The sequence below is a fragment of the Sphingomonas sp. GW821-FHT03E12 genome (genome assembly GCF_059420685.1).
Map to the genome: position 1 here is coordinate 368,525 of NZ_JBWKUF010000001.1, position 26,190 is coordinate 394,714.

A 26,190-nucleotide genomic window follows, 5' to 3' on the forward strand; every position below is an offset into this window, starting at 1 on the left:
AGGTGTGATAGGCAGATGATACGCACCCGCATTTGTCATTGGCAAGCGGTTGACTCCACCTACCAATGGAACAAAATAGGAACAATTCGTCCCGAGTCGGAGTATCGAGGAAGGCATCATGGCCGATCCCGCCGTCATCAGCCAGCTGCGCGAGACGTTGCGCAGCATCGAAGGGAGCGGCTTTCGCCGCCGCCCGGTGCTGCCGTTCGGGCTTGGCCGGCTCGATGCGCGGCTGGCGGACGGCGGCCTGCGGCTTGATGCGCTGCATGAGGTGGCGGCAGCGACGCCGGACCTTGGCGACGATGCCGCCGCGACACTGTTCACTGCGGGAATCGCGGCACGCGCATGGGGGCCTGTGCTGTGGGTGGTACGGCGACGTGATCTCTTTGCCCCCGGCCTTTATCAGGTCGGCCTGGCACCCAAGCGCGTCCTCTATGCCGAAGCAGCGGACGATGACGAGTTGCTCGCGATCATGGAGGAGGGCCTGCGCCATCGCGGGCTTGGCGCGGTGGTGGGCGAGGCACGGCGCGTGACGATGCCGGCGACGCGGCGGCTGCAACTGGCCGCCGAGGGCGGGCGCACCATCGCTTTGCTGATGAAGCGGCATCCCCGCCAGGCGGGCGACCCGCTGAGCGCGCCGTCGGCGGCGGTGACGCGTTGGCGGGTGGCGTCCGCGCCCTCGGCGCCTCTGCCGGTGGAGGGCGTGGGACGTGCGCGCTGGCAGCTCGCCCTCGCGCGGCAAAAGGGGGGCGATCCTTTCGATATAGAGGTGGAGGCGTGCGATGAAACGGGTCGCTGCGCTCTTCCTGCCCCAATGGCCGATCGAACGGCTGTGGCGGGCAGAAGCGCATCCCGGCGCGCGGCCTGACCCCGCGTCCGCCATCCCCCCGGTGCCCGCCAGCCGCAAGCCCGCGCGGCATCAGGGCCATTGGCGTCCCGGCGCGCGCTGGGCCGGGGATACGGACGCGACGGTACGCCCGCTCTCTCGCCGTGCAGATCATGCCCCCCGCCTGACTTCGATCCGCAGCGGCAGCCGGATCGAGATCGCCGCGCTCTGCCCCCACGCGCAGGCGCTGGGACTGCGGCCCGGCATGGCGGTGACGCAGGCGCGGGCGCAAGTGCGTGGACTCGATATCCGCCCCGCCGATCCCGAGAGCGATCTTGCAGCACTCCGCCGCCTTGCCATCCTCGCAGCACGGCGCTGGTCGCCGGTGACGGCGCTGTCGGGGCACGACGGGCTGTTGCTCGACATCAGCGGTACCGCGCATCTGTTCGGCGGCGAGGAAGCGATGGTCCGCCGCATCGTCCGGTTGCTCGCGCGCGCAGGCTTCACCGCACAGATCGCGATTGCTGACACGGCAGGCGCAGCCTGGGCGTTGGCACGTTACACGGCGCACCCGATCCTGCTCTGCCCGCCCGGGGGACAGGCCGAAGCGCTTGCCGACCTCCCCGCCTCGGCGCTGCGGATCGATGCAGCGGCGGTCGAATTGCTCCAGCGGCTCGGCATCAGCCGGATCGGGCAACTGACCGACCTCCCCCGTGCGCCGCTGGCCCGCCGGTTCGGTGCGGCGAGTGTGTTGCGACTCGATCAGGCGCTCGGCGACATGCCCGAACCGCTCGATCCGGTGGTGCCGCCCGAAGCGATCGTCGCCCACCAGCGCTTCGCCGAGCCGGTCGCGACCGCGGAGGCGATCGAACACTGGCTGGGCGTCCTCGTCCCCCGGCTGACCATTGCGCTGGAGGCCGAGGGGCTGGGCGCGCAGGCGCTGGAGTGCATCGCGGACCGGGTGGACGGCGTGCCGCAACGCATCCGCGTCGGCCTTTCCCGGCCAAGCCGCGATCCCGCGCATCTGCTGCGCCTACTCAAACGCCGGATCGAGGATGTCGAACCCGGATACGGTATCGACGCCATCGCTCTGCATGTCCGCCGCGCCGCGCCACTCGGCCCCGAGCCGGTAGTCGAGCGGCTGGATGAGGAAACCGCGCCCGACCTAGCCCCGCTGGTCGATACACTGGCAACGCGCATCGGCCTGCGGCGAATGTGGCGGATGCGCGCAGTGGAAAGCGACGTGCCCGAGCGCGCGGCAGCGCGGACAGCAGTACTCGACCCGCCCGAACGCAGCGGTGCACGACCGAAGATCGACGATGTCGGGCAGCTCGACCGCAGCCCCGCACTGCATCCCTGGCATCCCGAATGGCCCAAGCCCGCGCGGCTGTTACGCCGCCCAGAACGGCTCGATCATGTCGTCGCCGAGCTGCCCGACCATGCCCCGCGCCGCTTCACCTGGCGCGGCCAGCCCCACCGCGTGGTGCGCGCCGACGGGCCTGAGCGCATCCACGGCGAATGGTGGAGGCACGCCGCCGAGGCCGATCAGGTCCGCGACTATTTCCGGGTCGAGGACGAGGCCGGGCGCCGCTACTGGCTGTTCCGCCGCGGCGATGGCGAACGGACCGCGACGGGTGACCTGAGCTGGTATCTTCACGGGGTATTCGGATGAATTACGCCGAACTCCAGGTCACGACGCATTACTCGTTCCTGCGCGGTGCCTCCGCGCCCAAAGACCTGTTCCAGCAGGCGGCCCTGCTTGGTCTGCCCGCGCTTGGCATCGTCGATCGTCATTCGGTGGGCGGTGTGGTGCGCGCGCTGGTCGCGGCCGAGGAACTTGCCGCGTTGGGCGTACCGGTCCGGATGATCGCGGGATGCCGGCTCGATCTGACCGACGGCAGTTCGGTGCTGGTCTGGCCCGAGGATCGCGCCGCATGGTCGCGGCTGACCCGCCTGCTGACGCTCGGCAAAGGACGTGCCGATGCACAGCGGGGCGAGAAGGGGCAATGCTTCCTTCACTGGGAGGATGTCGCCGAAGCCGCAGAAGGACTCGTCGGCGCGCTGGTACCCGGCATCGCTGATCCGGGTGACTTGCAAGCGCTCCGCTGGATGGCCGACGCGTTCGGGGATCGCGGCCATGTCTGCCTGACCCAGCACCGCCGCCCCAGCGACGCCCTGCGGCTGCATCGGCTGGACCAAGCGGTGCGGCGATTCGGGCTCACGCCGCTCGCGACCGGCGACGTCCTCTACGCCACCCCAGGCGAGCGGATGCTTCAGGACGTAGTCACCGCGATCCGCGAGAAATGCACGATCGACGAACTTGGCTTCCGCCGCGAGCGCAGCGCCGACCGTCACCTCAAATCACCACAGGACATGGCACGGCGTTTCCGCGACCATCCCGAAGCCCTGCGCGCATCGCTGGCCATTGCCGAACGATGCACCTTCTCGCTGCGCGATCTTCAGCACCAATATCCCGAGGAATATGTCATTCCCGGCCGCACCGCGCAGGAAGCGCTCAGCACGCTCGCCTGGAACGGGCTGAGACAGAGGTTCGGCGGCAACCCCTCACAAGCGCATCAGGAGCTGCTGATCCATGAGCTCGGCCTGGTCGAGCAAATGGGCTACGCGCCCTATTTCCTCACCGTCAATTCGATCGTCCAGTTTGCGCTCAGCCAGCAGATATTATGCCAGGGGCGCGGCAGCGCGGCCAACTCGGTGATCTGCTTCGCGCTCGGCGTCACCTCGATTGACCCGATCGAGCATCAATTGCTGTTCGAACGCTTCATCTCGACCGAGCGCAAGGAACCGCCCGATATCGATGTCGATTTCGAGCATGAGCGGCGTGAGGAGGTGATCCAGTGGATCTACGAAAGCTACGGCCATGACCATGCCGCGCTGACCGCAGTGGTCAGCCGCTTCCGCTCGCGCGGGGCGCTGCGTGAGGTCGGCAAGGTGATGGGCCTCCCCGAAGACCTGACCGCAGCCCTCTCAAGCCAGGTGTGGGGTTGGTCCAACGATGTCGATGACAAGCATGCCGACGCGCTCAACCTCGACCGCAATGATCCGCGCCTTGCACTGACGCTGGACCTGGCGCGCCAGCTGATCGGCACGCCGCGCCATCTGTCGCAGCATCCCGGCGGCTTCGTGCTGACTCGCGACAAGCTCCACGACCTGATCCCTGTCGAGCCCGCAGCGATGATCGATCGCCGCGTGGTCGAGTGGGAGAAGCTCGATATCGAGGAGCTGGGCTTCATGAAGGTCGACATCCTCGGGCTCGGCATGCTCGGCTGCATGCGCCGCACCTTCGATCTGCTTGCCGAGCACAAGCGAATCCATCTCACCCTTGCTTCGCCGCTGATGCAGAAGAACGACGGCCCCACCTTCGATATGATCCAGAAAGCCGACACGCTCGGTGTATTCCAGATCGAAAGCCGCGCGCAGATGTCGATGCTGCCGCGGATGAAGCCGGTCAATTTCTATGACATCGCGATCCAGGTCGCGATCGTCCGGCCCGGGCCGATCCAGGGCAATATGGTGCACCCCTATCTCAAGCGGCGGCAGAATCCCGATCTCGTCGACTACCCCACACCGGCACTCAAGGACGTGCTGCTCAAGACACTTGGCGTGCCGCTGTTTCAGGAACAGGCAATGCAGGTTGCGATTCACGGTGCCAACTTCACCCCGACCGAAGCCGACAGGCTTCGTCGTGCCATGGCGACCTTCAAGTCCAGCGGCGACATTGGTGAATTCGGTCCGAAACTGATCGAGGGGATGCGCCAGAACGGCATCAGCCAGGAATTCGCGGAGCGGATGGTCGAGCAGATCAAGGGCTTCAGCAATTACGGCTTTCCCGAGAGCCACGCGGCGAGCTTCGCCAAAATCGCCTACGCCTCATCCTGGATGAAATGCCATCATCCGGATGTGTTCTGCGCGGCGCTGCTCAATGCGCAACCGATGGGGTTCTACGCCCCTGCACAACTGATCCGCGACGCGCGCAATCACGGGGTCGAGACGCTTCCGGTATGCATCAACGACAGTGGCTGGGACACGCGCATCGTGGCCGATGTGCCGAACCTGCGCCCGCGCCATGCCGGTTTCTGCGGGACCGATTCGGGATGGGCGGAGCTGTTGCCGATACGCCTCGGGATGCGGATCGTGCAGGGACTGGCGCAGATCGACGCCGAAGCAATTCTGAAAGCTCGGGCGCAAGCGCCCTTCGTATCAATCGAGGATGTCTGGCGGCGTTCGCAGGTAAAGCCAGCCGCGCTCGAACGGCTGGCGCGGGCCGACGCCTTTCAGGCGCTCGGGCTCAACCGGCGGCAGGCGTTGTGGGCGATCAAGGGGCTGGGGCAGGCGCCACTCGACCTGTTCGCCGCCGCGGACGCGCGTGAGGGGCGGACCGTGACCGAAGGCGCCGAACCGCGTGTCGCACTGGCGCCGCTCACCGCGGGGCGCGAAGTGGTGGAGGATTATCGCGCCACGCAGCTTTCGCTGCGCAACCATCCGGTGCGCTTCCTTCGCAACCAGCTGGCAGCACATGGCGTCACGCGCTGCGCCGACCTGATGCAGATGAAGGACGGTGCGCGTGTCGAGGTGGCGGGGCTGATCCTCGTGCGCCAGCGGCCAGGCACGGCCAGCGGCATCGTGTTCGTGACGCTGGAGGACGAGACGGGCATCGCCAATATCGTGCTGTGGAGCGACCGGTTCGAGGCCAACCGGCGTACCGTGATGTCAGCGACGATGCTGGCGATCCGCGGCCGGGTGCAGCGCGAGGGAATCGTCATCCATGTCATCGCCGACACGATCACCGATCTGACGGACATGCTGCGCGCGGTGGGCGAGCTTGAGTTGCCGCGGCTGACCATGCCCGGCGACGGCGCGACGCATGGCGGCACGATCGACCCGCGCGACAGGCTGCTGCCGCGCCAGCGCCCCGCCGACAGCTGGCCGCCGCGGCGCAGCCTCAAGACGCCGGATCTGATTCCGGTAAAGTCGCGGGATTTCCATTAGGATGGGGGGACGGGCAATCCGACAGTGGCAAAGGCCGCTCTATCTGATGATCAAGCCACGGCTGCTTGAACGTACCGCGATGGTCCGCCTCTGCGCAGCACTGGGCATCGAGATCAGCTACGCGCCAGAGCGGTGGCACAGCACCTTTCTCCCCGTCGGCGAGAGCGATCCTGTAACGATCGCCAAAATTCATCGCGCGCTGGAGCGGCTCGACGCCGAACCCTTTCGGGTCGCGTTCGACCATATCGAGGGCGACACGCTCAAACCCCGCAAGAGACAGCGTGCGCCTGGCTATTTCCAACGCGCTCTGGCCGCACGCATTTCACGTTGCGGCATCCCGTTGCCGGACTATGCGTTCAGCCTGCACCTCAATCTCGCTTATGGCAGCGCCTCGGTCAGACGTGCCGCCATTCCGCTCATCGAATGGGCGGTCGACGAACTCCTGCTGATCGAAAGCGGGAGCGGTCGGCATATCGATCATGGTCGCTGGCAACTTGAGCGCCGCCAGCTCTCGCTCGGCTTCTGATCAGAAACCCAACCCGAGCTGCGGTAGCTCCCGCGTGACGACGCCGTCCCGCACCTCGACGCCCTCGATCGCGAGCATCCGCGCCTTGGAGAGCGACCCGCCCGGTGCCGAGAAACCGCCGATCTTCCCGTTCGCCGCTGTCACGCGGTGGCAGGGGATGATCAGCGGCACCGGGTTGGACGCCATTGCCTGCCCGACACCGCGTGCGAATTCCGGCCCCGCGTCGAGTGCCTTGGCGATCGCGCCATAGGTCGCCGTCTCCCCCCAGCCAAGCTGACGGACGAAGGCATAGACGCGTTCGAAGAACGGCTCTTGCGCCCCGAGATCGACGGGTGCACCGGCAAAGTCGACGCGTTCTCCCGCGAAATAGCGTCGCGCATCGTCGATCACGGCCTGCACCTGCGCCGGTGGCACGGCGACCTCCATACCCGGCAGACGCCGAAGCAGCGACCGCTCTGCTTCCCGCGCGGTGTCCGCCGGCAGCCGGAAGCTGTGGATGCCCTTCGTATTCCAGCCGATCGCGGCGAAGCCCGCCACGGTCTCGAACACGGTATAGCCGTCGGTCATGCGGTTGAGATCGGAACGCTGCCGGACGTTCGCAACCTATCCTCCGACAGTTTGTTCTATCACGCCGAAGATTGGGTGATGCCTGTCATCCTCGGCCCAGATCCGGACGGTGTCGCCAGCCTTGAGGAACGGCGTCACCGGTGCGCCGCCGTTGATCGTCTCGACCGTGCGGACTTCGGCAAGGCAGGAATAGCCGACGCCACCCTCGGCGATCGGCTTGCCGGGGCCGCCATTGGCGTCGCGGTTGGATACCGTGCCCGATCCGATGATCGTGCCGGCGCCGAGCGCTCGCGTCTTAGCAGCGTGCGCGACCAGGGTACCGAAGTCGAAGGTCATGTCCTCGCCCGCCTCGGCGCGGCCGAAGGGCTTGCCGTTGAGGTCGACCATCAGCTTGCGGTGCAGCTTGCCGTCCTTCCACCAGTCACCCAGCGAATCGGGGGTCACGAACACCGGCGAGAAGGCACTGGCCGGCTTGGACTGGAAGAAGCCGAAGCCCTTGGCGAGCTCACCGGGGATCAGGTTGCGCAACGACACGTCGTTGGTGAGGCCGACGAGCCGGATCGCGGCCAATGCTTCCTCGCGGCTCGCGCCGAGCGGCACATCGCCGGTGACGACCACCACCTCCGCCTCAAGGTCGCAGCCCCAGCTCTCCTCCGCGAGCGGGATCGCGTCGCGCGGGCCGAGGAAACCGTCGCTGCCGCCCTGATACATCAGCGGATCGTGCCAGAAACTGTCGGGCATTTCCGCGCCGCGCGCCTGCCGCACCAGCGCGACATGGTTCACATAAGCCGAGCCATCCGCCCATTGGTAGGCGCGCGGCAGCGGCGCAGCGGCTTCGCGCTCGTGGAAACGCTCGCGCGGGATCACTTCGTGATCGAGATCGGTCGCCAGATTGCGCAGATCGCCTTCGAGCCGGTCCCAATTGTCGAGCGCGGCCTGAAGCGTCGGCGCGATATGCCCGGCATCGGCGTACCAGGCGAGATCGTTGGAGACGACAACCAGCTTCCCATCGCGGCCATGCTTGAGGCTTGCCAGTTTCATTCGTCTCTCCTCTTTACTGTCTTTCGATCCTAGCGCGGCCACCCAACCGCGCAACGCCTCTTGACGTAACGGCGCGCGGAAGCCATTGGCGCCCCGCATTTCCGAAAAACCCGGTCGCCGAGTCCTGTCGAAGGGCGGCCTTGGGTCTGCCTGGCAGGCGGAGACGTGTATCCATGGCAAATGTCGCAGTGATCGGCGCCCAATGGGGCGATGAGGGCAAGGGCAAGATCGTCGACTGGCTCGCCAGCCGGGCCGATCTGGTCGTCCGTTTTCAGGGCGGGCACAATGCCGGCCACACGCTCGTCGTCGGCGAAAAGGTCTACAAGCTTTCGCTGCTCCCCTCCGGCCTCGTGCGCGGCACGCTGTCGGCGATCGGCAACGGCGTCGTCTTCGACCCCTGGCACTTCCGCGACGAGATCGCCCGGCTGCGCGAACAGGGCGTCGAGATCACGCCCGAGACGCTTCAGGTCGCCGAGACCGCGCCGCTGATCCTGCCCATCCATCGCGATCTCGACGCGCTGCGCGAGGACGCGTCGGGCGCGGGCAAGATCGGCACCACCCGCCGCGGCATCGGCCCGGCCTATGAGGACAAGGTCGGCCGCCGCGCGATTCGCGTGTGCGACCTCGCCCATCTCGACGATCTCGACGCGCAGCTTGACCGGCTATGTGCGCATCACGACGCGCTGCGTGCCGGGTTCGGGGAACCGCCGATCGACCGCGAAAAGCTGCTCGCAGACCTGCGTGAGATCGCCCCCTCGGTCCTGCCCTACGCCGCGCCCGTCTGGCTGACGCTCAAGAACGCGAAGGAAGCCGGCAAGCGCATCCTGTTCGAGGGCGCGCAGGGCGTGCTGCTCGATGTCGATCACGGCACCTACCCCTTCGTCACCTCGTCCAACACGGTGAGCGGCTCTGCGGCTTCGGGCTCGGGCCTCGGGCCGGGATCGGTCGGCTTCGTGCTGGGCATCGTCAAGGCGTACACGACCCGCGTCGGCTCCGGCCCCTTCCCGAGCGAGCAGGATAACGAGATCGGCGAGCTGCTCGGCACGCGCGGGCGCGAGTTCGGCGTGGTTACCGGGCGCAAGCGCCGCTGCGGCTGGTTCGATGCGGTGCTGGTGCGCCAGTCGGTCGCGGTGAGCGGCGTCACCGGCATCGCGCTGACCAAGCTCGATATCCTCGACGGGATGGAGAATTTGCGCATCTGCATCGGCTACAAGGTCGGCGACAAGCATTACGACTATCTGCCGCCCAGCCCGCAGGATCAGGCCCGCGCCGAAGCCGTCTATGAGGAATTCGAAGGCTGGAGCGAATCGACCGCGGGCGCACGCAGCTGGGCGCAGCTGCCGGCACAGGCGATCAAGTATATCCGCCGGATCGAGGAACTGATCGGCTGCCCGGTGGCCCTGGTCTCGACCAGCCCGGAGCGTGAGGACACGATCCTGGTCCGCGATCCTTTCGCGGACTGATCTCCGACGAAATCGTCGTTCCGGACGCAGCCGGATTGCTGCGCCCGGGACGACGAAAATCCTATCAGTAGAAGGTCGAGTTCGGCTCCGGCGCGGTTTCGGTGCCGTTGTTGGTCGGATCAGTGCTTGGCTCGACATCGGTTGTGTTCGACGTCGTCTCGGGCGCGGTGTTCTCCGGCGCCGGAACGCCCTGGTTCGCCATCTCGTTCTGCAGCGGCGGTTCAGTCTGGCCCGGCGCGATATGCGCGAGCGCGGCGGTCGAACCGCAAAGGAGAAGAAGGCTGGCGAGCGTCTTATGGCGCATGGGATACTCCTGTTTACGTGGCACAGAAGAAACGCAACCGCGCGGATCAGGTCCCGGAAGCGCGGCTCGCCTCGTCGTTGCAGACTCCCGCTCCGTCCGCGGAACGCACGCTGCGCGGGATGAAGCGATTGATCCGGATCGGGAAAATCAGCCGATCTGGGCGCGATGCAGCAATTTCTGGTCGGCCAGCACCAGCGCCATCATTGCCTCGACCACCGGGACGCCGCGGATGCCAACGCATGGATCGTGCCGGCCCTTGGTGCGGATCTCGGTCGCTTCGCCTTCCCGGGTGATGGTTTCCACGGGCGTCAGGATCGAGCTGGTCGGCTTGAACGCCACGCGCACGCGCACCGGCTGGCCGGTCGCGATGCCGCCGGCAATGCCACCCGCATGGTTGGCGAGGAATACCGGCGCGCCGTCATTGCCCGGCCGCATCGGATCGGCATTGGCCTCACCGGTCAGCGTCGCCGCAGCGAAGCCGTCGCCGATCTCGACACCCTTCACCGCGTTGATGCTCATCATCGCCGCAGCGAGCTCGCTGTCGAGCTTGGCGTAGAGCGGTGCACCCCAGCCCGCGGGAACGCCCGTCGCCTCACACGCGATCACAGCACCGAGCGAGGACCCGGTCTTGCGCGCGCCGTCGACCAGCGCCTCCCAGCGCGCCGCGGCATCAGGGTCGGGGCAGAAAAAGGGGTTGTTGCCGATCTCGCCAGGATCGAACTTCGTGTAGTCGATGCTGTCGCCGCCGATCGCCTCGACCCAGGCGAGGATCGAGACGTCAGGGATCACAGCACGCGCCACCGCGCCTGCCGCGACCCGGCTCGCTGTCTCGCGCGCCGAGGATCGCCCGCCGCCGCGATAGTCGCGAAAGCCGTATTTGGCGTCATAGGCATAGTCGGCATGGCCCGGACGATAGGCCGCGGCCACCTCCGAATAGTCCTTCGAGCGCTGGTCGACATTCTCGATCATCAGACTGATCGGTGTGCCGGTGGTCCTGCCCTCGAACACGCCGGAAAGGATGCGGACCTGATCGGGTTCCTGCCGCTGCGTGGTGAAGCGCGACTGGCCAGGACGGCGCTTGTCGAGGAAGGGCTGGATATCGGCTTCAGACAGCGTCAGTCCCGGCGGACAGCCGTCGACCACCGCGCCGATCGCAGGGCCATGGCTCTCCCCCCAGGTGGTGAAGCGGAAGACGCGGCCAAAGGTGTTGAAGCTCATGCTCCGCCTCCTCGCCCAACTCGCCATGATTTGGAAGCAAGAAGCATCGACGGTGCAGCAAAGCCCGGCACCGGACCGCTCCCCTCAGCCATCCTGCCCCAGCGCCGCGAACGCCCCCGCATGCGCCGCCTCGCCGCGCACCCCGCACGGCACCTTTCCATCCTGAAGCGCCAGCGCCATCAGATAGTCGCCGGCATAGGGCGAGGCGAAGCCGCGCGCGAGATCGACGGCATAGCCGAAGCGGCCATAATAGGCAGGGTCGCCCAGCACGAAACTCAGCAGGTAGCCCGCATCGGCGAGATGCTGGTGCCCCGCGGCGATCAGCGCCTCCGCCACACCCTGCCGGCGATAGGCCGCCTCGACCGCGACCGGAGCCAGCGCAACCGCGGCGAGCGACTGATCGTTGACCGTCACGCCCATCCGGCTGAACGCAACCATGCCCGCAAGCGCGCCGGTCTCCTCATCGTCGGCGACAAGCGTCAGCACCATGTCGCCATCGATGCACAGCCGCTGGACCAGCAACGCCTCGTCGGGCGCCGGGAAGCTGCGGCGCAGTAGCGCATCGATCGCCGCGACGTCGCCGCCGGTCGCCGGTCGGATCGCGATGGTCACGCCGTCACACCAGGGCGATGTCGGGCGCGTCTTCGGCCTTCATGCCGACGACATGATAGCCGGCATCGACATGATGGGTCTCGCCGGTAGTGCCGCTCGACAGGTCGGACAGGAAATAGAGGCCGGCGCCGCCGACATCTTCGATCGTCACGTTGCGCTTGAGCGGCGAGTTGAGCTCGTTCCACTTGAGGATCAAACGGAAGTCGCCGATGCCCGATGCGGCCAGCGTCTTGATCGGCCCGGCCGAGATCGCGTTGACGCGGATATTCTGCCCGCCGAGATCGACTGCCAGATACTGGACGCTGGTCTCCAGCGCCGCCTTGGCTACGCCCATGACGTTATAGTGCGGGATCACCTTCTCCGCGCCATAGTAGGAGAGCGTCAGCAACGATCCGCCATTGGGCATCATCGCCTGTGCGCGCTTTGCCACTGCGACGAACGAATAGACGCTGATGTTCATCGTCATCAGGAAATTGTCGAGGCTGGTATCGACATAACCGCCGCGCAGCTCGTTCTTGTCCGAGAAGCCGATCGCATGGACGACGAAATCGATCGTCGGCCAGCGCGCCGCCAGCGTCTCGAACGCGGTGTCGAGCGCTGCCATGTCACTCACATCGCAGTCGATCAGGAAGTCGCTGCCCAGCTCTTCCGCCAGCGGGCGCACGCGCTTCTCCAGCGCCTCACCCTGATAGCTGAATGCCAGTTCCGCGCCATGCTCGCGCAGCTTCTTGGCAATTCCCCAGGCGAGCGAGCGATCATTGGCGAGGCCCATGATGAGCCCGCGCTTGCCCTGCATCAATCCGGTCACGTCTTACCCTCCGGTCTTTTCTTGCGGTCCCTGTAACCCGTTCTCTGGCGTTTCCGCCAGCGCGGCGTTGAGCTCGGCGCCGATAACGACGCCAAAGCCGATCAGAAAGAAAAAGATCAGCGCCACCATCACCCCGGCCAGGCTGCCATAGGTCAAACCATAGCCCCCGAACGCGCCGATCACATGCGGCAGCGCCGCGGTGCACGCGATCCACCAGACCGTCACGAACAGCGGCCCCGGCCATTTGGGGCATTTGGACTGGCGATATCGCGTTGGTGTGAGCGTGTAGAAGAGGATGTAGAGCGCGCCATAGAGCGCGATCGCCGGCGCTATCTTGGTGACCGAGATGATGCGCTGCGCATCGGAAGCGAACGGAATCACCCGCCAGATGAACTGCTCCGCACCGATCAGCAGCACCTGGAAGCTGAACGCCATCATGGCGAGGATCACCGATCCGATCACCAGCCCGATCGCACCGAGCTTCAACCGCCAGAAAGGTGTGCCCGACTGGACACCATAGGCCTGACGCAGGATCGCGCGCACCGTCTCGATAAAGCCGGAGGTGGTCCACAACCCCACCAGCGCGCCGAGCCACAACAGCGATCCCGAACGCGCCTCCAGCACTTCGAGAATCGCAGGGCGGAGCAGTGCGCCGACCTCTGGCGGGACCGTCTGCAGGAACGCCCCAACCGCCTGAAGCCCGTCGCCGGTGCGTCCGACCAGCCGCGCAATCGCCGTCGCAACGATGAAGAAGGGGAAGAGCGTGACGAGGCTGAGATAAGCAAGGTTGCCGGCATGGGTGAAACCGTCGGTATAGGCGCCGACCACCACCCGCTTGATCACCTCGACCACCCGGTCTGTGACGCCCAGATCCGACAGATGCCTGTGAAACCCGCGGCGGCGCGCTTCCGGAGATTCGGGGGAAATGGGTTCCGTCACGCCGTCTCAGACGCCCAGCCGGCTGCGTGGGTTCCCCTCCGCGTTCCAGTCGGCGACGAACGCGGCGAGCTTCGAATCATCCGCCGGAATCTCGATCATCAGCGTGACCAGCAGGTCGCCGCGCGCGCTCTTGCCATGGAAACCGCGCCCCTTGAGACGCAGCGTCTTGCCCGAGCTCGAACCGGCCGGGACCTTGAGGTTCACAGCGCCCTCGGGCGTCGGCACACGGACCGACGCGCCCGCGACCGCTTCCTTGAGCGTCACCGGCAGGTCGAGCCGGATATTGTCGCCATCGCGGGTGTAGAAACGATGCGGCTCGATCTCGATCGTCACGATCGCATCGCCGTTGCCACCCGGCCCGGCATCGCCCTTGCCGCCCAGCCGCATCTGCGTGCCGGTCTCGACCCCCTTGGGCAGCTTGAGGTCGATCGTGCCGCCGTCGCGCAGCTGGATGCGCTGGGGCTTCAGCGCAGCGGCATCCTCGAACGGCACGCGCAGACGATAGGCAACGTTCGCGCCCTTTGCAGGCGGCGGGCGGCGGCCGAAACCGCTCGAAAAGCCGCCCTGCTGGCCGCCCATCCCCGCACCGCGGCCGCCGAACAGCCCTTCGAGAATATCCTCGAACCCGCCGGCATCCGCGCCGCCGAAATCGAACCCCGCGCCGCCCGGGCGGAACCCACCCTGCTGGCCGCCGCGCGCGCCGCCGAAGCCGGCGCCGAAGGGCGAGGTCGGGTTACCCTCGGCATCGATCTCGCCGCGGTCGAACCGCGCGCGCTTGTCCTTGTCCATCAGCAGGTCATAGGCCTGCGTCACGGTGCTGAACTTCTCCGCTGCCTTGGGATTGTCCTTGTTGCGATCGGGGTGAAGCTCTTTCGCGAGCTTGCGATACGCCTTCTTGATCTCGTCCTCGCTGGCCCCGCGCGAGACACTCAAGGTTGCGTAAGGATCGGCCACTCGAATTTTCCCCGTTCTGCTTCTTTGGCGTATTACCCCGCTACATCGGCCCGTGGCGCACCGGTTGCAAGAGAGGCGGCGTCATCAAGCGGCTCGACATCCACCGAAACCTGCATGTCCTGCGCGCCATAGCCCAAGATGATCCCGTCGATCGGCGCGATATCGGCATAATCCCGTCCGATCGCGATGATCACATGATCGCTCGCCATCCAGATGCCGTTGGTGGGATCGAGCCCGACCCAGCCATGCTCCGGCCCGCACCACAGCAAGACCCAGGCATGCGTTGCGTCAGCGCCCACCAGCCTGGGCTGACCAGGGGGCGGAAGCGTGCGCAGATAGCCCGAGGCATAAGCCGCGGGCAGCCCCGCGGCGCGCAGGCCGGAGATCATGATCTGCGCGAAATCCTGACACACACCGCCGCGCTTCACGAACGCCTCGTGCGGGGGCGTATCGACCAGGGTCGCCGCCGGATCGAACTCGAACTCTGCCTGAATGCGGCGCGCCAATGCGATCCCCGCCTCCAGCGCGCCGCGCGCCGGGTCCAGTTCCTGCGCGCACCAGGCGGCGATATCGGGATCGAGCGGGATCAACGGCGAGGGAAAGAGATAGGAAGCGGGGCTGGCCGGCCCGGCATCCCGGCTTTCACGGGCGAGAGCCGCGATCTGCGCAAGCGTCGGATCGCCCGGCGCGGGCTCGGGCACGGGACGGTCGACCGTTATCTTGCAGCGGCTTTCGATGGTCAGGCTGTTCGCGGCCTGATCGATCACCAGCCGCACGACATTGGCGAGACCGGCTTCGGCGCGCGCAGGTGCGGTCCGCCCGCCCGGTTCGATGCTCAGGGCATAGTCGTGCAGCTGCTGCCCCGACCAGTGGATCGGCTTCAGGCGCAGATTGCATCGCGCGAAACCGACCGGCTCGGCATAGTCGAAGCGCGTGACATGGCGGATCGCGTAGAGCATCAGGCCAGCACGAGTCCGGCGGCGCGTAGCGGCTCGGATCCCTGCAGGAAATAGCGGCGCGCGATCGCGTCGGACAGTGACGCCAGCCGGTTGCCGATCTCGGCGAGCTTGGCGGCATCGAGCGCCGCCGCCTGCGTGATCGAGACGATCGCGGAGAGCTCCGCTGCTTGCGCCTGCTGCGGCTCGGCAAGGCCGTCGTCGGACAGTACCGGCAGCTTCGCCAAATGCTCGGCGATCGCCGAAACCTGATAGGCGATGCCGCGCGGATTGCCGGGATCGAGCGCGACGAGATCGAGCACCGGCACGCGCGCGATTCCCGTGAGATAGCGCTGGCGATAGCTGATCTGGCTGTCCGCGAGATCAAGCAGGGTCGACAGATCGTCGCTGGTCGCCTGGGGCTGGCCGAAGGCGCCGATCGCACGGATCGCCGACATCGCCCGCTCGATCCGCCGGCCAAGATCGTGGAAGCGCCAGGCATCGGTGCGCCCGAGATGCTCGGCACCAAGGCCGGCGAGCGCATAATAGCGGCGCTGCGCCGATCCGGCGCGATCGAGCGCCCCGCCCTTCATCGGGAAAGGCGCGTCGAGCAGCCGGATCATATCGGCCGACAGCCGGTCGCGGCTGATCGCACCGATTCCGCGCGCCTGACGGTTGATCGCGCGCACGCTGTACCAGCCCTCGTCCGCCTCCATCGCGGTGCGCGCGAAATGGCTGAGATCGGCGCGATTGAGGCTGGGCGGGGGCGGTGCGGCCCCCTTCTGCACCACCAGATTGACGAGTTGCTGCACCGTTTCGGGCGACAGCGCCGCACCGGTATCAGCGCTGATCGAATGGCCGAGCAGTGAGCGGATGAGGCCCAGCAGCGCCTCGCCCCGCTCCAGATAACGGCCGAGCCAGAAGAGATTGTCGGCGACGCGGCTGGGCAAGGTGCCCGGATTGCGGCGCAGCTGGGTGGTATCGTCGGAGGGCAGGAGAGTCACCGGCGCGACTAGTTCCGGGCCGTAGATCACGGCGTCCGCCGACCAGCTTCCCTCCCCCATCACCGCTGCGCGTTCGTCGGCATGCTCGCCGATCTGAGCAAAGCCGCCGGGCAGGACCTGCCACGTGCCATCGGGCCGCCGCGCCGCGAACACGCGCAGCGTGAACGGCCGCGCGACCAGCCCCGAATCGCCCACGACGGGCATGGTCGACAGGCGCACCACTTCGCGTCCGACATAGTCCTGCGGGCGCCGTTCGAAATCGGCGAGCAGCGCAGCGCGCTGCGTCTCCGACAGGTCCGATCCCAGCACCGCCGCGCCATCCGCCAGCACGTTGGTCGCGACGCCGAACGCGGGCGCGATCAGCATGTTGTCGAGGTCGCCTGCCACCTCGGCACGCTCGCGTTCCTGCCCGCACCACCAGGTCGCGATATTGGCGAGCTTCAGCTCCGCCCCGGTCATCCGTGTGCAGAGCCGCGGCAAGAAAGCTGCGAAGGCAGGTGCCTCGAGCATCCCCGCACCGGGCGAGTTGGTCACCACGACCTCATCCGCCGCCATCGCATCGACCAGTCCCGGCACGCCGACGCCCGAGTGGGAGTCGAAGGCCAGCGGATCGATCAGCCGCGGATCGACACGATGCCACAGCGCATCGACGCGCTTGAGACCGGCAATGGTCCGCAGATAGACCCTGTCGTCAAGCACGGCGAGATCGCCGCCCTCGACCAGCGGAAAACCGAGATAGCGCGCCAGATGCGCCTGTTCGGCATAGCTGGGCGTGAAACGTCCAGGGGTGAGCAGCACGATCCGCGGCTCGGCACGGTGGCAGCGCGCGGAAAGCCCCTCGCGGAACGCGGCGAAGAAGGGCGCATGCCGCTCGATATTGAGGCGGGTCTGCAGACCGCCGAGCATCCGCGACATGGCCAGCCTGTTCTCGAGCGCGTAGCCCGCCCCGACCGGCGCACGCAGCTGATCGGCAAGCACCCGCCATTCGCCCGCAGGTCCCCGGCAAAGATCGACCGCGACGAAATTGAGATGGTAGCCGCCGGGCGGGGCCAACCCCATCATCGGCCGCAGGAAATGCGGGCTGCCCGTCAGAAGCGCGGCGGGGATATTGCCGCCCGAGACCAGCTTCTGATCGCCATAGCAATCTGCGAGCACCGCCTCGAGCAGGTCGGCGCGCTGCGCGACACCGGCGGCGATCCCGTCCCATTCGGCCTGCGCGATCAGCAGCGGCACGGGAGACAGCGGCCAGGGTCGCTCCTCACCCTCGCCTGCAATGCGAAAGCCGGTGCCGATATCCTCGGCATGACGCTGTGCCCGTTCGCGCGCGCTGGCGAGATCGTCGCCCGACCGTCCGGCCAGTTCCTCGAACAGGGCCATCCAGGCGGGATCGTCGCGGCCGGCGGCGTAGAGCATGTCGGTAGCCGGGGTCGCGGCACGATAATCCGCCACCCATCGCGCAGCGATCGTCGCCGCATCCTTCGCGGATGTCGTTGCAGCGCTTACCAAATCCACCGCCCTTTCCGGCGCGCGTTGTGGCGGCAATGGGATGAAGGCGCAATAAAGATCAGCTTGCCGTAATCAGATGGCGGGTGACGACACGTCAGGCTTTGCTACAAACCCGAAATGAACCCGCAATTCGCTCCGCTCGACTGGTTGGTGGTCGGACTCTATGTGCTGGTGCTGCTAGTCGGCGGCTGGCTGTTCTCGCGCTTCAAGGCCGACGACACGCGTGACTATTTCCTCGCCGGGCGGACCATTCCCGCGTGGCTTGCGGCGGTGTCGGTGCTCTCCGCAACGCAATCGGCGGCGACTTTTCTCGGCGCGCCGGACCAGGGCTATCGCGGAGATTACAGCTATCTCGGTGCGGTACTGGCGCCGGTGCTTGCCGCCTTCTTCGTCGCGCATGTGCTGATCCCGCGCTTCTACGCGATGCGCGCGACCACGGTGTACGAGCTGCTCGAAGCGCGGTTCGACGCCCGCGCCAAACAATGGGCGGGGGGCATGTTCCTGATCGGCCGCGTGCTGGCCGGCGGCGCGCGCGTCTATCTCGCGGCGATCGCGATCGCGATGGTCGCGTTCGGCAGCATCGATGCGCACGCGATCATCCTGTCGGCGGCCGCGGTGATGCTGGTCAGTTTCCTTTTCACCTTCCACGGCGGATTGAAGTCGGTGATCTGGAACGACCTCATCCAGTTCGTGATCTACACGGGGTCGGCGGTGGCAGTACTGATCTTCCTGCGCCTGTCCATCCCGGCCAGCAATGGCGAGCTGATCGACGCGCTGCGCATGACGCCCGAGGGGGTGAACAAGCTGCGGCTGCTCGACTTCTCGACCGATCTGTCGAAGCCCTTCACCGTGCTCGCGATCTTCACCGGGCTGTTCCTGCTCAATGTCGCCAATGCGGGGCTCGACCAGGACACCACCCAGCGCCTGCTCGCCAGCCCGGACGCGAAGACCGGTGCACGCGGCCTCATCTATTCGCAGCTCGCCAGCGTGCCGCTGATCGCGATGTTCGTGACGATCGGCCTGCTGCTCTATGTCTTCTACAACCGGCCCGACCTGATGGGCGCCGACAACCGGGCGGCGACGAGCTTTGCCGGCGAGAAGATCACCGTCTTCGTCCACTATATCTTGACGCAGGTGCCGCCGGGACTGCGCGGGCTGGTCACGATCGGCGTCACCGCCGCAGCCGTCGCCACCACTAACTCGGCGCTCAACGCCATGTCGTCGGTGATGATCAGCGACTTCTACAAACCCTGGCGCGAGCGCCGGAAGGTTCCCGACCCCAAACATTATGTGCACGCAGGCCGCTGGGGCATGGCGCTGGTTGCCCTCGCCATGTTCGCGATGGCGGTGCTGAGCTTCTATTGGCAGCGCCACACCGACATGCCCCTTCTCGAATTCGCACTTCAGGTGATGGTGTTCGCCTATGCCGGGCTGCTCGGCGTCTATTTCGTCGCGGTGTTCACGAAGCGCGGCACCAGCGGGTCGGTGATCGCGGGACTGATCGCCGGTTTCGTGATGGTGCTGCTGCTCCAGCCCTTCGTCCTCGGGCCGACCGGGCTCGCCTTCCCCTATCAGCTGTGCATCGGGACATTCGTCTCGGCGATCGTCACCGCAATCCCGCGTGTCAGGGGTGCTTGACATGTGTCATGTTTACATGACATATAGTCAGCCATCGATGACAAATCGTCACGGGTAACTGACACGGGATGCAGAACAGGCTGCGAGTGCTGCGCGCGGAACGCAATTGGAGCCAGGCGGAGCTTGGCGGCCATCTGGGCGTGTCGCGGCAGGCGGTGAACGCGATCGAGACGGGGAAATATGACCCCTCGCTCCCGCTCGCGTTCCGCATCGCGCGGCTGTTCGATCTGCGGATCGAGGAGATTTTCGAGGATGAAGACGGCGATGCGGCCTGAATCGCGCGGCGGACTGGCGGCGGCGAAAGCGCGCAGGCTCCGGCTTCAGCTGATCATCGGGGGACTGATGGGGGCGGGCGCCGTGCTCGGCTTCTTCTCCGCGATGTTCGAGATCGACGGCGGCGGCTTCATGGAAGGGATTCCGGCGGGCTGGGCGATCGCCGCATCGGCAATCCTGATCGGCGCGCTCAGCTATGGCGGCTGGCGCTACCACCTCGCCACCGACGAACTCGACCGGCGCGACCATCAATGGGCATCGGTGGCAGCACTCAATTTCTACATCGGCGGCTACGCTATTTGGTATCTGTGGTGGCGCGGCGGGCTGGCGTCCGAACCGCAGCATGAGACCGTGTTCGTGGCAACGATGGCGGTGATGTTGCTCGCCTATGGCTACAAGAAGCTGCGGCCCTGAATTTTCAGAGAATTTTGATCAACTGGAGGCATGAATGACGAATATGTTCCTGCGCGCAGGCTCCGCGCTCGCGCTCCTCTTTGCCGCACCCTGCGCGCTCGCCCAGCAGGCGGCGCCCGCGCCCGTCGCGGTCGAGACCAAGGACGCGGATCCGGCGCTGTGGGTGGTGAAGGATGACGACACCACCATCTATCTGTTCGGCACCGTCCACATCCTGAAGCCCGGCCTCTCCTGGTTCGACGAGGCGGTGAAAAAGGCATTCGATGAGAGCGGCGAGCTGGTGACCGAGCTGGGCATGATGCCTGATCCGGCGGCCGCACAGCCGCTGATCGTCAAGTACGGCGTCAACGCGACCGGCCCGACGCTGACCGAGAAGCTGCCCCCCGACAAGCGCGCCGCCTTTGCCAAGGCGGTCACCGATCTCGGCCTGCCGCTGGCGGTGGTCGATCGCTTCGATCCCTGGCTGGCGAGCGTGCAGCTGTCGATGATGACGCTGGTCAAGCAGGGCTATAATCCGCAGTCGGGCGCCGAGGAGGCGCTGCACAGCGCGGCCAAGGCAGCGGGCAAGCCGGTCACGGGGCTCGAGACGATGGAGGAGCAGTTCAGCTTCTTCGATTCGCTCTCTGAGGAAGCGCAGATCAAATATCTGGTCGAAACCGTCGACAAGCTGGCCGAGGCCGGATCGATCCTCGACAAGATGGTCGCCGAATGGGCGCAAGGCGACGCCGACGGGCTGGCGGCGCTGATGAACGAAGGCTTCACCGGCAGTCCAGAAGCGGTGAAGAAGCTGCTCACCGATCGCAACGCACGCTGGGCAGAATGGATCGGCAAGCGGCTCGACAAGCCGGGCACGGTGTTCGTTGCGGTTGGCGCGGGACATCTCGCGGGCAAGGGCAGCGTTCAGACCTATCTCGCCGACCGCAAGATCAAGGCGACGCGAATCGAATATTGATCGCAACGCCGCCGTGACCGGGCTGCCCCTATGGCCCGGTCACGGCCTCCGCGTCGGCCGCAGTGCTGCGCGGCAGCCGCGCCGGATCGAGCACGATGTGCCGGATCCGCTTGCGGTCCCAGGTGTAGGTAATGTGCACCCGTCCATCGCGCGCCTGAATCACCGCGGGATAGGCATAGCCGGCCCCGAGTGGCTTGCTCTCCAGCGTCAGCAGCTTGTGCCAGCGCTCCCCGTCGTCGGAAACCGCGACGTTGATCGGATAGCGGAAGCCCTTGCTCGGTCTGCCCATACTGTGTGCGCTGTGGTTGTAGACGATCAGCTGGCGACCATCGGCCAACGTCACCGCGTCGGTCCCCGAATTGGGGTTGGGCAGGTCGATTGCCGACAGCACCGACCAGTTCTTGCCGCCGTCCTTCGACCAGCTCGACGCCAGCACGCCTTCGCGGGTGCGCGCGACCGCCTGAAGCCGCCCGTCCTTGTGGAACAGGATACTGGGCTGAATGGCATCGATTCCTTCCGGCGATTCGACTGGCGCACTCGCCTGCCAGCTTCGCCCCTGATCGCTGCTGCGCTCAAAATGGAGCGCCCAGCGATTGCCCTCCTTCTCGGTGCTTGATGGCGACAGCCAGCTTCCGTCGGCCAGTTCGACCGGCTTGTTCTTGATCGGACCGAGAATGCCGTCGGGCAGGCGCCGCGGCTTGCTCCATGTCCGGCCGTCATCGGTCGAAGTGATGACCATCCCCCACCATTTCTGAGGGCTCGGGCCGATCTTGTAGAACAGGGTCAGCGGGCCGTTCTTCGGCTGGAACAGCACCGGGTTCCAGGTGGGGAGCCGGCTGCCGTCCGGCTGCGCGCCGGTCGCGACACTGGCGGCGGGCTGCCACACGCCATTTTCATAGCGGGCGACATAGATCTCGACGTCCGGGTTGCGCTCCCTGGTTCCGCCGAACCAAGCGGCCAGGATCGTGCCCGCGCGAGTCTCGACGATCGTCGATGCATGCACCTCGGGATAGGGGGCGGCGACAAAGGTGAAGCCGCTGTGCAGCACCGGCGTCGATGCTTCCTGCGAGGAAGCTGCCGCGGCGGACAGCAACGATGTCAGGGCGAGTGCGATCGACGCATGGCGTGCGGGTTTGAACATATAGTCATACTAATAAGGGATGCCGCGACGTCCAGTCCGCTCGTTCAGAACAGGGCGGGCTGCCGGTCCGGCCGCACCACGCGCCCATGCCCCCGCCGCCGCTCGAGCTCGACTTCAGCGGTATAGCGAATGTCGGGATCGCGATCCTGCAGGAACGCGTCGAGCGCGTCGTCGTCGATCTCGCTCCACTCCTTGCCGCGATCGGGGCCGTAGCGAACCCGCGGAAGCAGTCCCGGCAGCTTCGACCATTCGATCAGCTGTTCGACGCTCACCGTGTTGAGCATGTCGCGCAGATGGTGGGCGGTGACATAGGCGTCGGGAAAGGCGCGGTGCGCGGGCAGGCCGCGTTCATGCTCCAGCCCGTCCGGCATTCGGTAGTAGCGCAGGAACTGGTTCGAGAAGCCCGGGCTGTCGCTCCACAGCCGCAGTGCGCATTTGTAGGTGCAGATCCAGTCTGCGCCGCGGGTGAGTGCAGGCGTGCAGAACTGTTCCTCGAAACTCGCGCGATGCGCCGCCAGCGCGACGCGGCGCGGCCAGGGATCGAGGATCGGGCGCGCGACATCGTGCCACCAGGGTGCGTCAGCGACATCCTCGTCGCGGATATGGTGGATCGCCATGGTCAGCGGCGGGATCGGGCGGCCCGGATTGACCATCCGGCTGCCACCCTCGCCGTAAAGCTCCCAGCGCCCGTCAGCGCCCAGCGCGACGTCTTGCCAGCCAATCTCGCACACGGCGTGCGCGGGCGGCTTCTCGCCGGTGGTCTCAAGGTCGATGACGCGGATGATCTGGGGCGGGGGGGCCATGCCAGCCTAAGTGGGCGGTCGAAGCGCGAAAAGCGAGTCGAAACGCGGATCAGGCAGCGGGGATTTCGGCGGTGATGAACGGAGAGATCACCGTCCACCCCAACGTGGCGTAGAGCGCGCGTCCGTCGTCGGTGGCGACGAGCAGTTCGGTCGCGCTGTGGTCCGCCCGTGTCTCGCGCAACGCCGCCATCACCACGCGGCCCAGCCCCCGGCGGCGATGATCCGGTTCGGTGATGATCCGGTCATACACAAAGACGCCTGCAGCCTCGGCCGCGGTACCGCTCGCCGCCAGCGCACCGTCCGCCGCCAGAATCGCGACGCGGCTGCCGCGCGCATCGCGGTCGAGCTGCAACCTGTAGCCTTCGGGCAACGGGGCCGGCGGCGGCGGGGACTCCGGCCCCCACATGACATAGCCCGGCTCATCCTGGAGCCGCCAGCGTGGGGGAAGTGCGGCCAGCAGATCCTCGCCCTTGCCGCACAGCTTCAGGAAATAGCCCGGCGCGTCGAGCGTGCGCCCCAACTCCGACAGGCCCTCGCCGGGCGAGGTGAACGCCCAGCGACGGACTTCCACCTCGCCCGCGGTGTCGACCCGAAATCCGCCGCGATCCGCCACGGGTGCCGGCAGCCCGCGCGCGATCGAGCGCGCCGCGAGCCAGCCGAACAGCAGGGCATCGTTCAATGTGCCGGCTTCAGTGTGCGGCCTGGGGACCGCGCTTGAGTCCGCTGGCCTCAAGCTGCGCATCGATCTGCGCGAGCAGGCGATCGAGCGCCTCCTGGCTCCGTGCCTCCGCGCGCGCGACCAGCACGTCCTGCGTGTTCGACGCGCGCAACAGCCACCATCCGTCCGGCGTATTGACGCGCGCGCCGTCGGTGTCGTTGACGTCGGCGCCGGCCGCCTTGAGCCGCTCCAGCACTTCGTCGATCACCGCGAACTTGCGGCTCTCATCGACCTGGAAGCGCATCTCCGGCGTGTTGACGAAGGCGGGCATGTTGCCGCGAATCTCGGTCAGCGACGTGCCGATCAGATGGACGGCGTTGATCAGCTGCACCGCCGCGTACTGCGCGTCGTCGAAGCCGTAATAGTCCTGCGCGAAGAAGATATGCCCGCTCATCTCGCCGGCGAGCGGCGAGTGGGTTTCCTTCATCTTGGTCTTCACGAGGGAGTGACCGGTCTTCCACATCAGCGGCTGCCCGCCGAGCTCGGCGACGCGGTCGAACAGCATCTGCGACGCCTTCACATCGGCGATGATCGTCGCGCCGGGCGCTTTCTTCAGAACAGGTTCGGCCAGAATGGACAAAAGCTGATCGCCCCAGATCACGCGGCCTTCGCCGTCGATCGCACCGATCCGGTCGCCATCGCCGTCGAAAGCCAGTCCGAAATCGAGATTCTTCTCCGCGACCAGCCGCCGCAGGTCAGCCAGATTCTTCTCCTCGGTAGGATCGGGGTGATGGTTCGGAAAATTGCCGTCCACATCAGTGAACAGCGTATGATGCTCACCCGGCAGGAGCTCCACCAGCTTCTCGATCACCGGGCCCGCGGCGCCGTTGCCGGTGTCCCAGCCGATCCGGAAGGTGCCGCCCGCATAGCCGGCGAACAGGCGCCCGACATAGTCGTCGAGAATGTCCGCATCGCTGACGGTCCCCTCGCCGTCGTCCCAGTCACCCGCCGCGGCAAGCTTGCCGATTTCCTGAATGTCCTGGCCGAAAAAGGGACGGTGCTGAAACACCATCTTGAAGCCGTTATAATCGCCGGGATTATGGCTGCCGGTTATCTGTATGCCGCCATCCACCTCTAGGATCGCTTCGGCGTAGTAGAGCATCGGCGTCGGCCCCATGCCGACGCGCACCACGTCGCAGCCCGACGCGGTGAGACCTTCGACCAGCGCGGCTTCGAGCTCGGGTGAGGAGACGCGGCCGTCGCGGCCCACCGCCACGCGATGCCCGCCCGCGCGGCGCAGCAGGGTCGCGAAGCCGCGCCCGATCGCGCGCGCGTCCTCGACTCCCAGCGTCTTTCCGACGATGCCGCGGATGTCATACTCGCGAAGCGAGGTCGGATCGAAACGATGCGTCATGAGGCCTCCGGGTGATTCAATAACCGCCCAATTCGCGAGCGGCGCGGAAAGTTCAATCGCCAGTTTTGCGGAGTAGCGCATCTCGTGCAGCATTCACCTGACGCGTCAGTTCGGGCGAGCCGCCGCGATCGGGATGGACGCTGGCGATCAGCCTGCGATGCGCGGCGCGAATCTCTTCCGGCCCGGCCTCCGGGCCGACGCCGAGCACGGCGCGCGCGTCCGCATCCGGTCCTGCGGGTGGCGGCTGAACGGGCGCTGGCTTGGGCGTGCCGGGCAGCGGACGACCCCAGCCATGCCACATCCGCCAGCCGAGCCAGCCGATGGCGATGGCGGTGAGAAACTTCCAGATCACCGCTGCGCCCTCATGCAAAGACGGGGATGGTGCTGACGGTCTCGGGCAAAGCGAGGCCGGCCATCATCTCGCGCAGTTCCTGCCGCGCAGCGACATGCGCCAGACCCATCTGCCCGAATTCGCGCGCGTCGAGCATCGTCAGCCCCTTGGGAAACAGCTCGCGATAGATGACGCGTTCGGACAGGCCGGGGATGACGCGGAAGCCGACGCGCTTGGCGAGCTGATCGATTGCTTCCGACACCCGCTTCATGTTGCGCGCCTCGATATGCTGCATCCGGTTGCGCAGGACGACCCAGTCGATCGTCGCGCCGTCGGCCTTGGCGCGGCGCTTGCGCGAATCCCAGATCAGCTCCGAATAGAAGCTGGGGCGCACGACCTTGAACGTGTCGGGATCGACATGGCCGATCAGATCGAAATCGACGAAGCTGTCGTTCATCGGCGTCACCAGCGTATCGGCATTGGTGATCGCGATCCGGCCGAACTTGTCGTCGCGGCCAGGTGTGTCGATGATCAGGAAGTCGCTGTCGGTCCCCAGCCGTTCGAGCGTCTCCGAGAACAGATCGTTGCTCTCGCCGTCATGCGTCTCGTAGCGCGGCATCGGCAGCTCGCGTCCGCTGCGCCTGATCGATTCGGCGCGGTTGTCGAGATAACGGCCCAGGGTCCGCTGACGATGATCGAGATCGAGACAGCCGACTCGCGCGCCCCTTGCCGCCAGCGCGATCGCGGTATGGACGGCGGTAGTGGACTTGCCCGTACCCCCCTTCTCGTTTGCGAAGACGATCACATGCAACGGGTTCGACGCTTCGCCCACCGATTAACTTCCTTGATTGAT

Annotated in this window: 25 protein-coding genes; 9 read left to right on the top strand and 16 right to left on the bottom strand. The window is 66.6% G+C overall.

Annotation, left to right across the window (positions count from 1 at the left end; translation table 11 throughout):
• The first annotated feature begins 118 nt into the window (after positions 1–118).
• Genes AC07TU_RS01630 through AC07TU_RS01645 form a run of 4 tightly spaced genes read left to right on the top strand, consistent with a single transcriptional unit; the run spans position 119 to position 6,362 of the window.
• The gene (locus AC07TU_RS01630) at positions 119–868 is read left to right on the top strand and encodes an ImuA family protein (protein WP_495186171.1); all 750 of its coding nucleotides are present in this window, start codon (positions 119–121) and stop codon (positions 866–868) included.
• Positions 783–2,498: a Y-family DNA polymerase gene (locus tag AC07TU_RS01635; RefSeq protein ID WP_495186172.1), complete on the top strand. Its 1,716-nt coding sequence runs from the start codon at positions 783–785 to the stop codon at positions 2,496–2,498. Before AC07TU_RS01630 ends, AC07TU_RS01635 begins: the two co-directional genes overlap by 86 nt.
• Positions 2,495–5,836 (top strand): error-prone DNA polymerase, encoded by a 3,342-nt coding sequence (locus AC07TU_RS01640; protein ID WP_495186173.1) that lies wholly within the window; start codon positions 2,495–2,497, stop codon positions 5,834–5,836. The genes AC07TU_RS01635 and AC07TU_RS01640 overlap by 4 nt, the downstream gene beginning before the upstream one ends.
• 46 nt (positions 5,837–5,882) lie before the next feature.
• The gene (locus tag AC07TU_RS01645) at positions 5,883–6,362 is read left to right on the top strand and encodes a 2'-5' RNA ligase family protein (protein WP_495186174.1); all 480 of its coding nucleotides are present in this window, start codon (positions 5,883–5,885) and stop codon (positions 6,360–6,362) included.
• Here the strand turns inward: AC07TU_RS01645 and AC07TU_RS01650 are convergent, their stop codons facing one another.
• Both AC07TU_RS01650 and AC07TU_RS01655 read right to left on the bottom strand, forming a co-directional pair.
• The gene (locus AC07TU_RS01650) at positions 6,363–6,929 is read right to left on the bottom strand and encodes a methylated-DNA--[protein]-cysteine S-methyltransferase (RefSeq protein WP_495186175.1); all 567 of its coding nucleotides are present in this window, start codon (positions 6,927–6,929) and stop codon (positions 6,363–6,365) included.
• A gap of 36 nt (positions 6,930–6,965) precedes the next feature.
• The gene (locus AC07TU_RS01655; RefSeq protein ID WP_495186176.1) at positions 6,966–7,970 is read right to left on the bottom strand and encodes a fumarylacetoacetate hydrolase family protein; all 1,005 of its coding nucleotides are present in this window, start codon (positions 7,968–7,970) and stop codon (positions 6,966–6,968) included.
• Positions 7,971–8,143: 173 nt separating this feature from the next.
• Here AC07TU_RS01655 and AC07TU_RS01660 point away from each other — a divergent pair, with 173 nt between their 5' ends.
• Positions 8,144–9,433: an adenylosuccinate synthase gene (locus AC07TU_RS01660; protein ID WP_495186177.1), complete on the top strand. Its 1,290-nt coding sequence runs from the start codon at positions 8,144–8,146 to the stop codon at positions 9,431–9,433.
• 64 nt (positions 9,434–9,497) lie between these two features.
• On the opposite strand, the gene AC07TU_RS01665 is transcribed toward AC07TU_RS01660, so the two are convergent.
• The 8 genes from AC07TU_RS01665 to AC07TU_RS01700 form a co-directional block, all read right to left on the bottom strand.
• Entirely contained in the window at positions 9,498–9,737 is a 240-nt protein-coding gene (locus tag AC07TU_RS01665; RefSeq protein ID WP_495186178.1) for a hypothetical protein, read from the bottom strand.
• Positions 9,738–9,884: 147 nt separating this feature from the next.
• A complete protein-coding gene (gene aroC / locus AC07TU_RS01670) occupies positions 9,885–10,955 on the bottom strand; it encodes a chorismate synthase (RefSeq protein ID WP_495186179.1) in 1,071 nt (356 codons plus the stop codon).
• Between the two features lie 84 nt (positions 10,956–11,039).
• Positions 11,040–11,567, bottom strand: a complete 528-nt coding sequence (locus AC07TU_RS01675; RefSeq protein ID WP_495186180.1) for a GNAT family N-acetyltransferase — start codon at positions 11,565–11,567, stop codon at positions 11,040–11,042.
• A 4-nt stretch (positions 11,568–11,571) separates the two neighbouring features.
• On the bottom strand, positions 11,572–12,375 hold the full coding sequence (gene fabI / locus AC07TU_RS01680; RefSeq protein ID WP_495186181.1) for an enoyl-ACP reductase FabI: 804 nt from the start codon (positions 12,373–12,375) through the stop codon (positions 11,572–11,574).
• A gap of 3 nt (positions 12,376–12,378) precedes the next feature.
• Positions 12,379–13,314 (bottom strand): YihY/virulence factor BrkB family protein, encoded by a 936-nt coding sequence (locus tag AC07TU_RS01685; protein ID WP_495186182.1) that lies wholly within the window; start codon positions 13,312–13,314, stop codon positions 12,379–12,381.
• Positions 13,315–13,320: 6 nt separating this feature from the next.
• Entirely contained in the window at positions 13,321–14,268 is a 948-nt protein-coding gene (locus AC07TU_RS01690; RefSeq protein ID WP_495186183.1) for a DnaJ C-terminal domain-containing protein, read from the bottom strand.
• A 32-nt stretch (positions 14,269–14,300) separates the two neighbouring features.
• On the bottom strand, positions 14,301–15,227 hold the full coding sequence (locus tag AC07TU_RS01695; protein WP_495186184.1) for a transglutaminase family protein: 927 nt from the start codon (positions 15,225–15,227) through the stop codon (positions 14,301–14,303).
• Complete coding sequence (locus AC07TU_RS01700; RefSeq protein WP_495186875.1) at positions 15,227–17,713, bottom strand: circularly permuted type 2 ATP-grasp protein; 2,487 nt, start codon at positions 17,711–17,713, stop codon at positions 15,227–15,229. Before AC07TU_RS01700 ends, AC07TU_RS01695 begins: the two co-directional genes overlap by 1 nt.
• 117 nt (positions 17,714–17,830) lie before the next feature.
• Here AC07TU_RS01700 and AC07TU_RS01705 point away from each other — a divergent pair, with 117 nt between their 5' ends.
• From AC07TU_RS01705 to AC07TU_RS01720, 4 genes are all read left to right on the top strand, one after another.
• The gene (locus tag AC07TU_RS01705; RefSeq protein WP_495186185.1) at positions 17,831–19,351 is read left to right on the top strand and encodes a sodium:solute symporter; all 1,521 of its coding nucleotides are present in this window, start codon (positions 17,831–17,833) and stop codon (positions 19,349–19,351) included.
• A 68-nt stretch (positions 19,352–19,419) separates the two neighbouring features.
• The gene (locus tag AC07TU_RS01710) at positions 19,420–19,626 is read left to right on the top strand and encodes a helix-turn-helix transcriptional regulator (RefSeq protein ID WP_495186186.1); all 207 of its coding nucleotides are present in this window, start codon (positions 19,420–19,422) and stop codon (positions 19,624–19,626) included.
• Entirely contained in the window at positions 19,604–20,038 is a 435-nt protein-coding gene (locus AC07TU_RS01715; protein ID WP_495186187.1) for a hypothetical protein, read from the top strand. The genes AC07TU_RS01710 and AC07TU_RS01715 overlap by 23 nt, the downstream gene beginning before the upstream one ends.
• Before the next feature lie 34 nt (positions 20,039–20,072).
• Positions 20,073–20,990 (top strand): TraB/GumN family protein, encoded by a 918-nt coding sequence (locus AC07TU_RS01720; RefSeq protein ID WP_495186188.1) that lies wholly within the window; start codon positions 20,073–20,075, stop codon positions 20,988–20,990.
• A gap of 28 nt (positions 20,991–21,018) precedes the next feature.
• On the opposite strand, the gene AC07TU_RS01725 is transcribed toward AC07TU_RS01720, so the two are convergent.
• Genes AC07TU_RS01725 through AC07TU_RS01750 form a run of 6 tightly spaced genes read right to left on the bottom strand, consistent with a single transcriptional unit; the run spans position 21,019 to position 26,169 of the window.
• Positions 21,019–22,131, bottom strand: coding sequence for a sialidase family protein (locus tag AC07TU_RS01725; RefSeq protein WP_495186189.1), 1,113 nt, complete (start codon positions 22,129–22,131; stop codon positions 21,019–21,021).
• 44 nt (positions 22,132–22,175) lie between these two features.
• Entirely contained in the window at positions 22,176–22,934 is a 759-nt protein-coding gene (locus tag AC07TU_RS01730) for an exonuclease domain-containing protein (RefSeq protein WP_495186190.1), read from the bottom strand.
• A 49-nt stretch (positions 22,935–22,983) separates the two neighbouring features.
• The gene (locus AC07TU_RS01735) at positions 22,984–23,613 is read right to left on the bottom strand and encodes a GNAT family N-acetyltransferase (RefSeq protein WP_495186191.1); all 630 of its coding nucleotides are present in this window, start codon (positions 23,611–23,613) and stop codon (positions 22,984–22,986) included.
• A gap of 10 nt (positions 23,614–23,623) precedes the next feature.
• Positions 23,624–25,006, bottom strand: coding sequence for a phosphoglucomutase/phosphomannomutase PgmG (gene pgmG / locus AC07TU_RS01740; RefSeq protein ID WP_495186192.1), 1,383 nt, complete (start codon positions 25,004–25,006; stop codon positions 23,624–23,626).
• Between the two features lie 52 nt (positions 25,007–25,058).
• Positions 25,059–25,358: a J domain-containing protein gene (locus AC07TU_RS01745; RefSeq protein WP_495186193.1), complete on the bottom strand. Its 300-nt coding sequence runs from the start codon at positions 25,356–25,358 to the stop codon at positions 25,059–25,061.
• 10 nt (positions 25,359–25,368) lie between these two features.
• Positions 25,369–26,169, bottom strand: coding sequence for a division plane positioning ATPase MipZ (locus AC07TU_RS01750; protein WP_495186194.1), 801 nt, complete (start codon positions 26,167–26,169; stop codon positions 25,369–25,371).
• Positions 26,170–26,190: the final 21 nt, after the last annotated feature.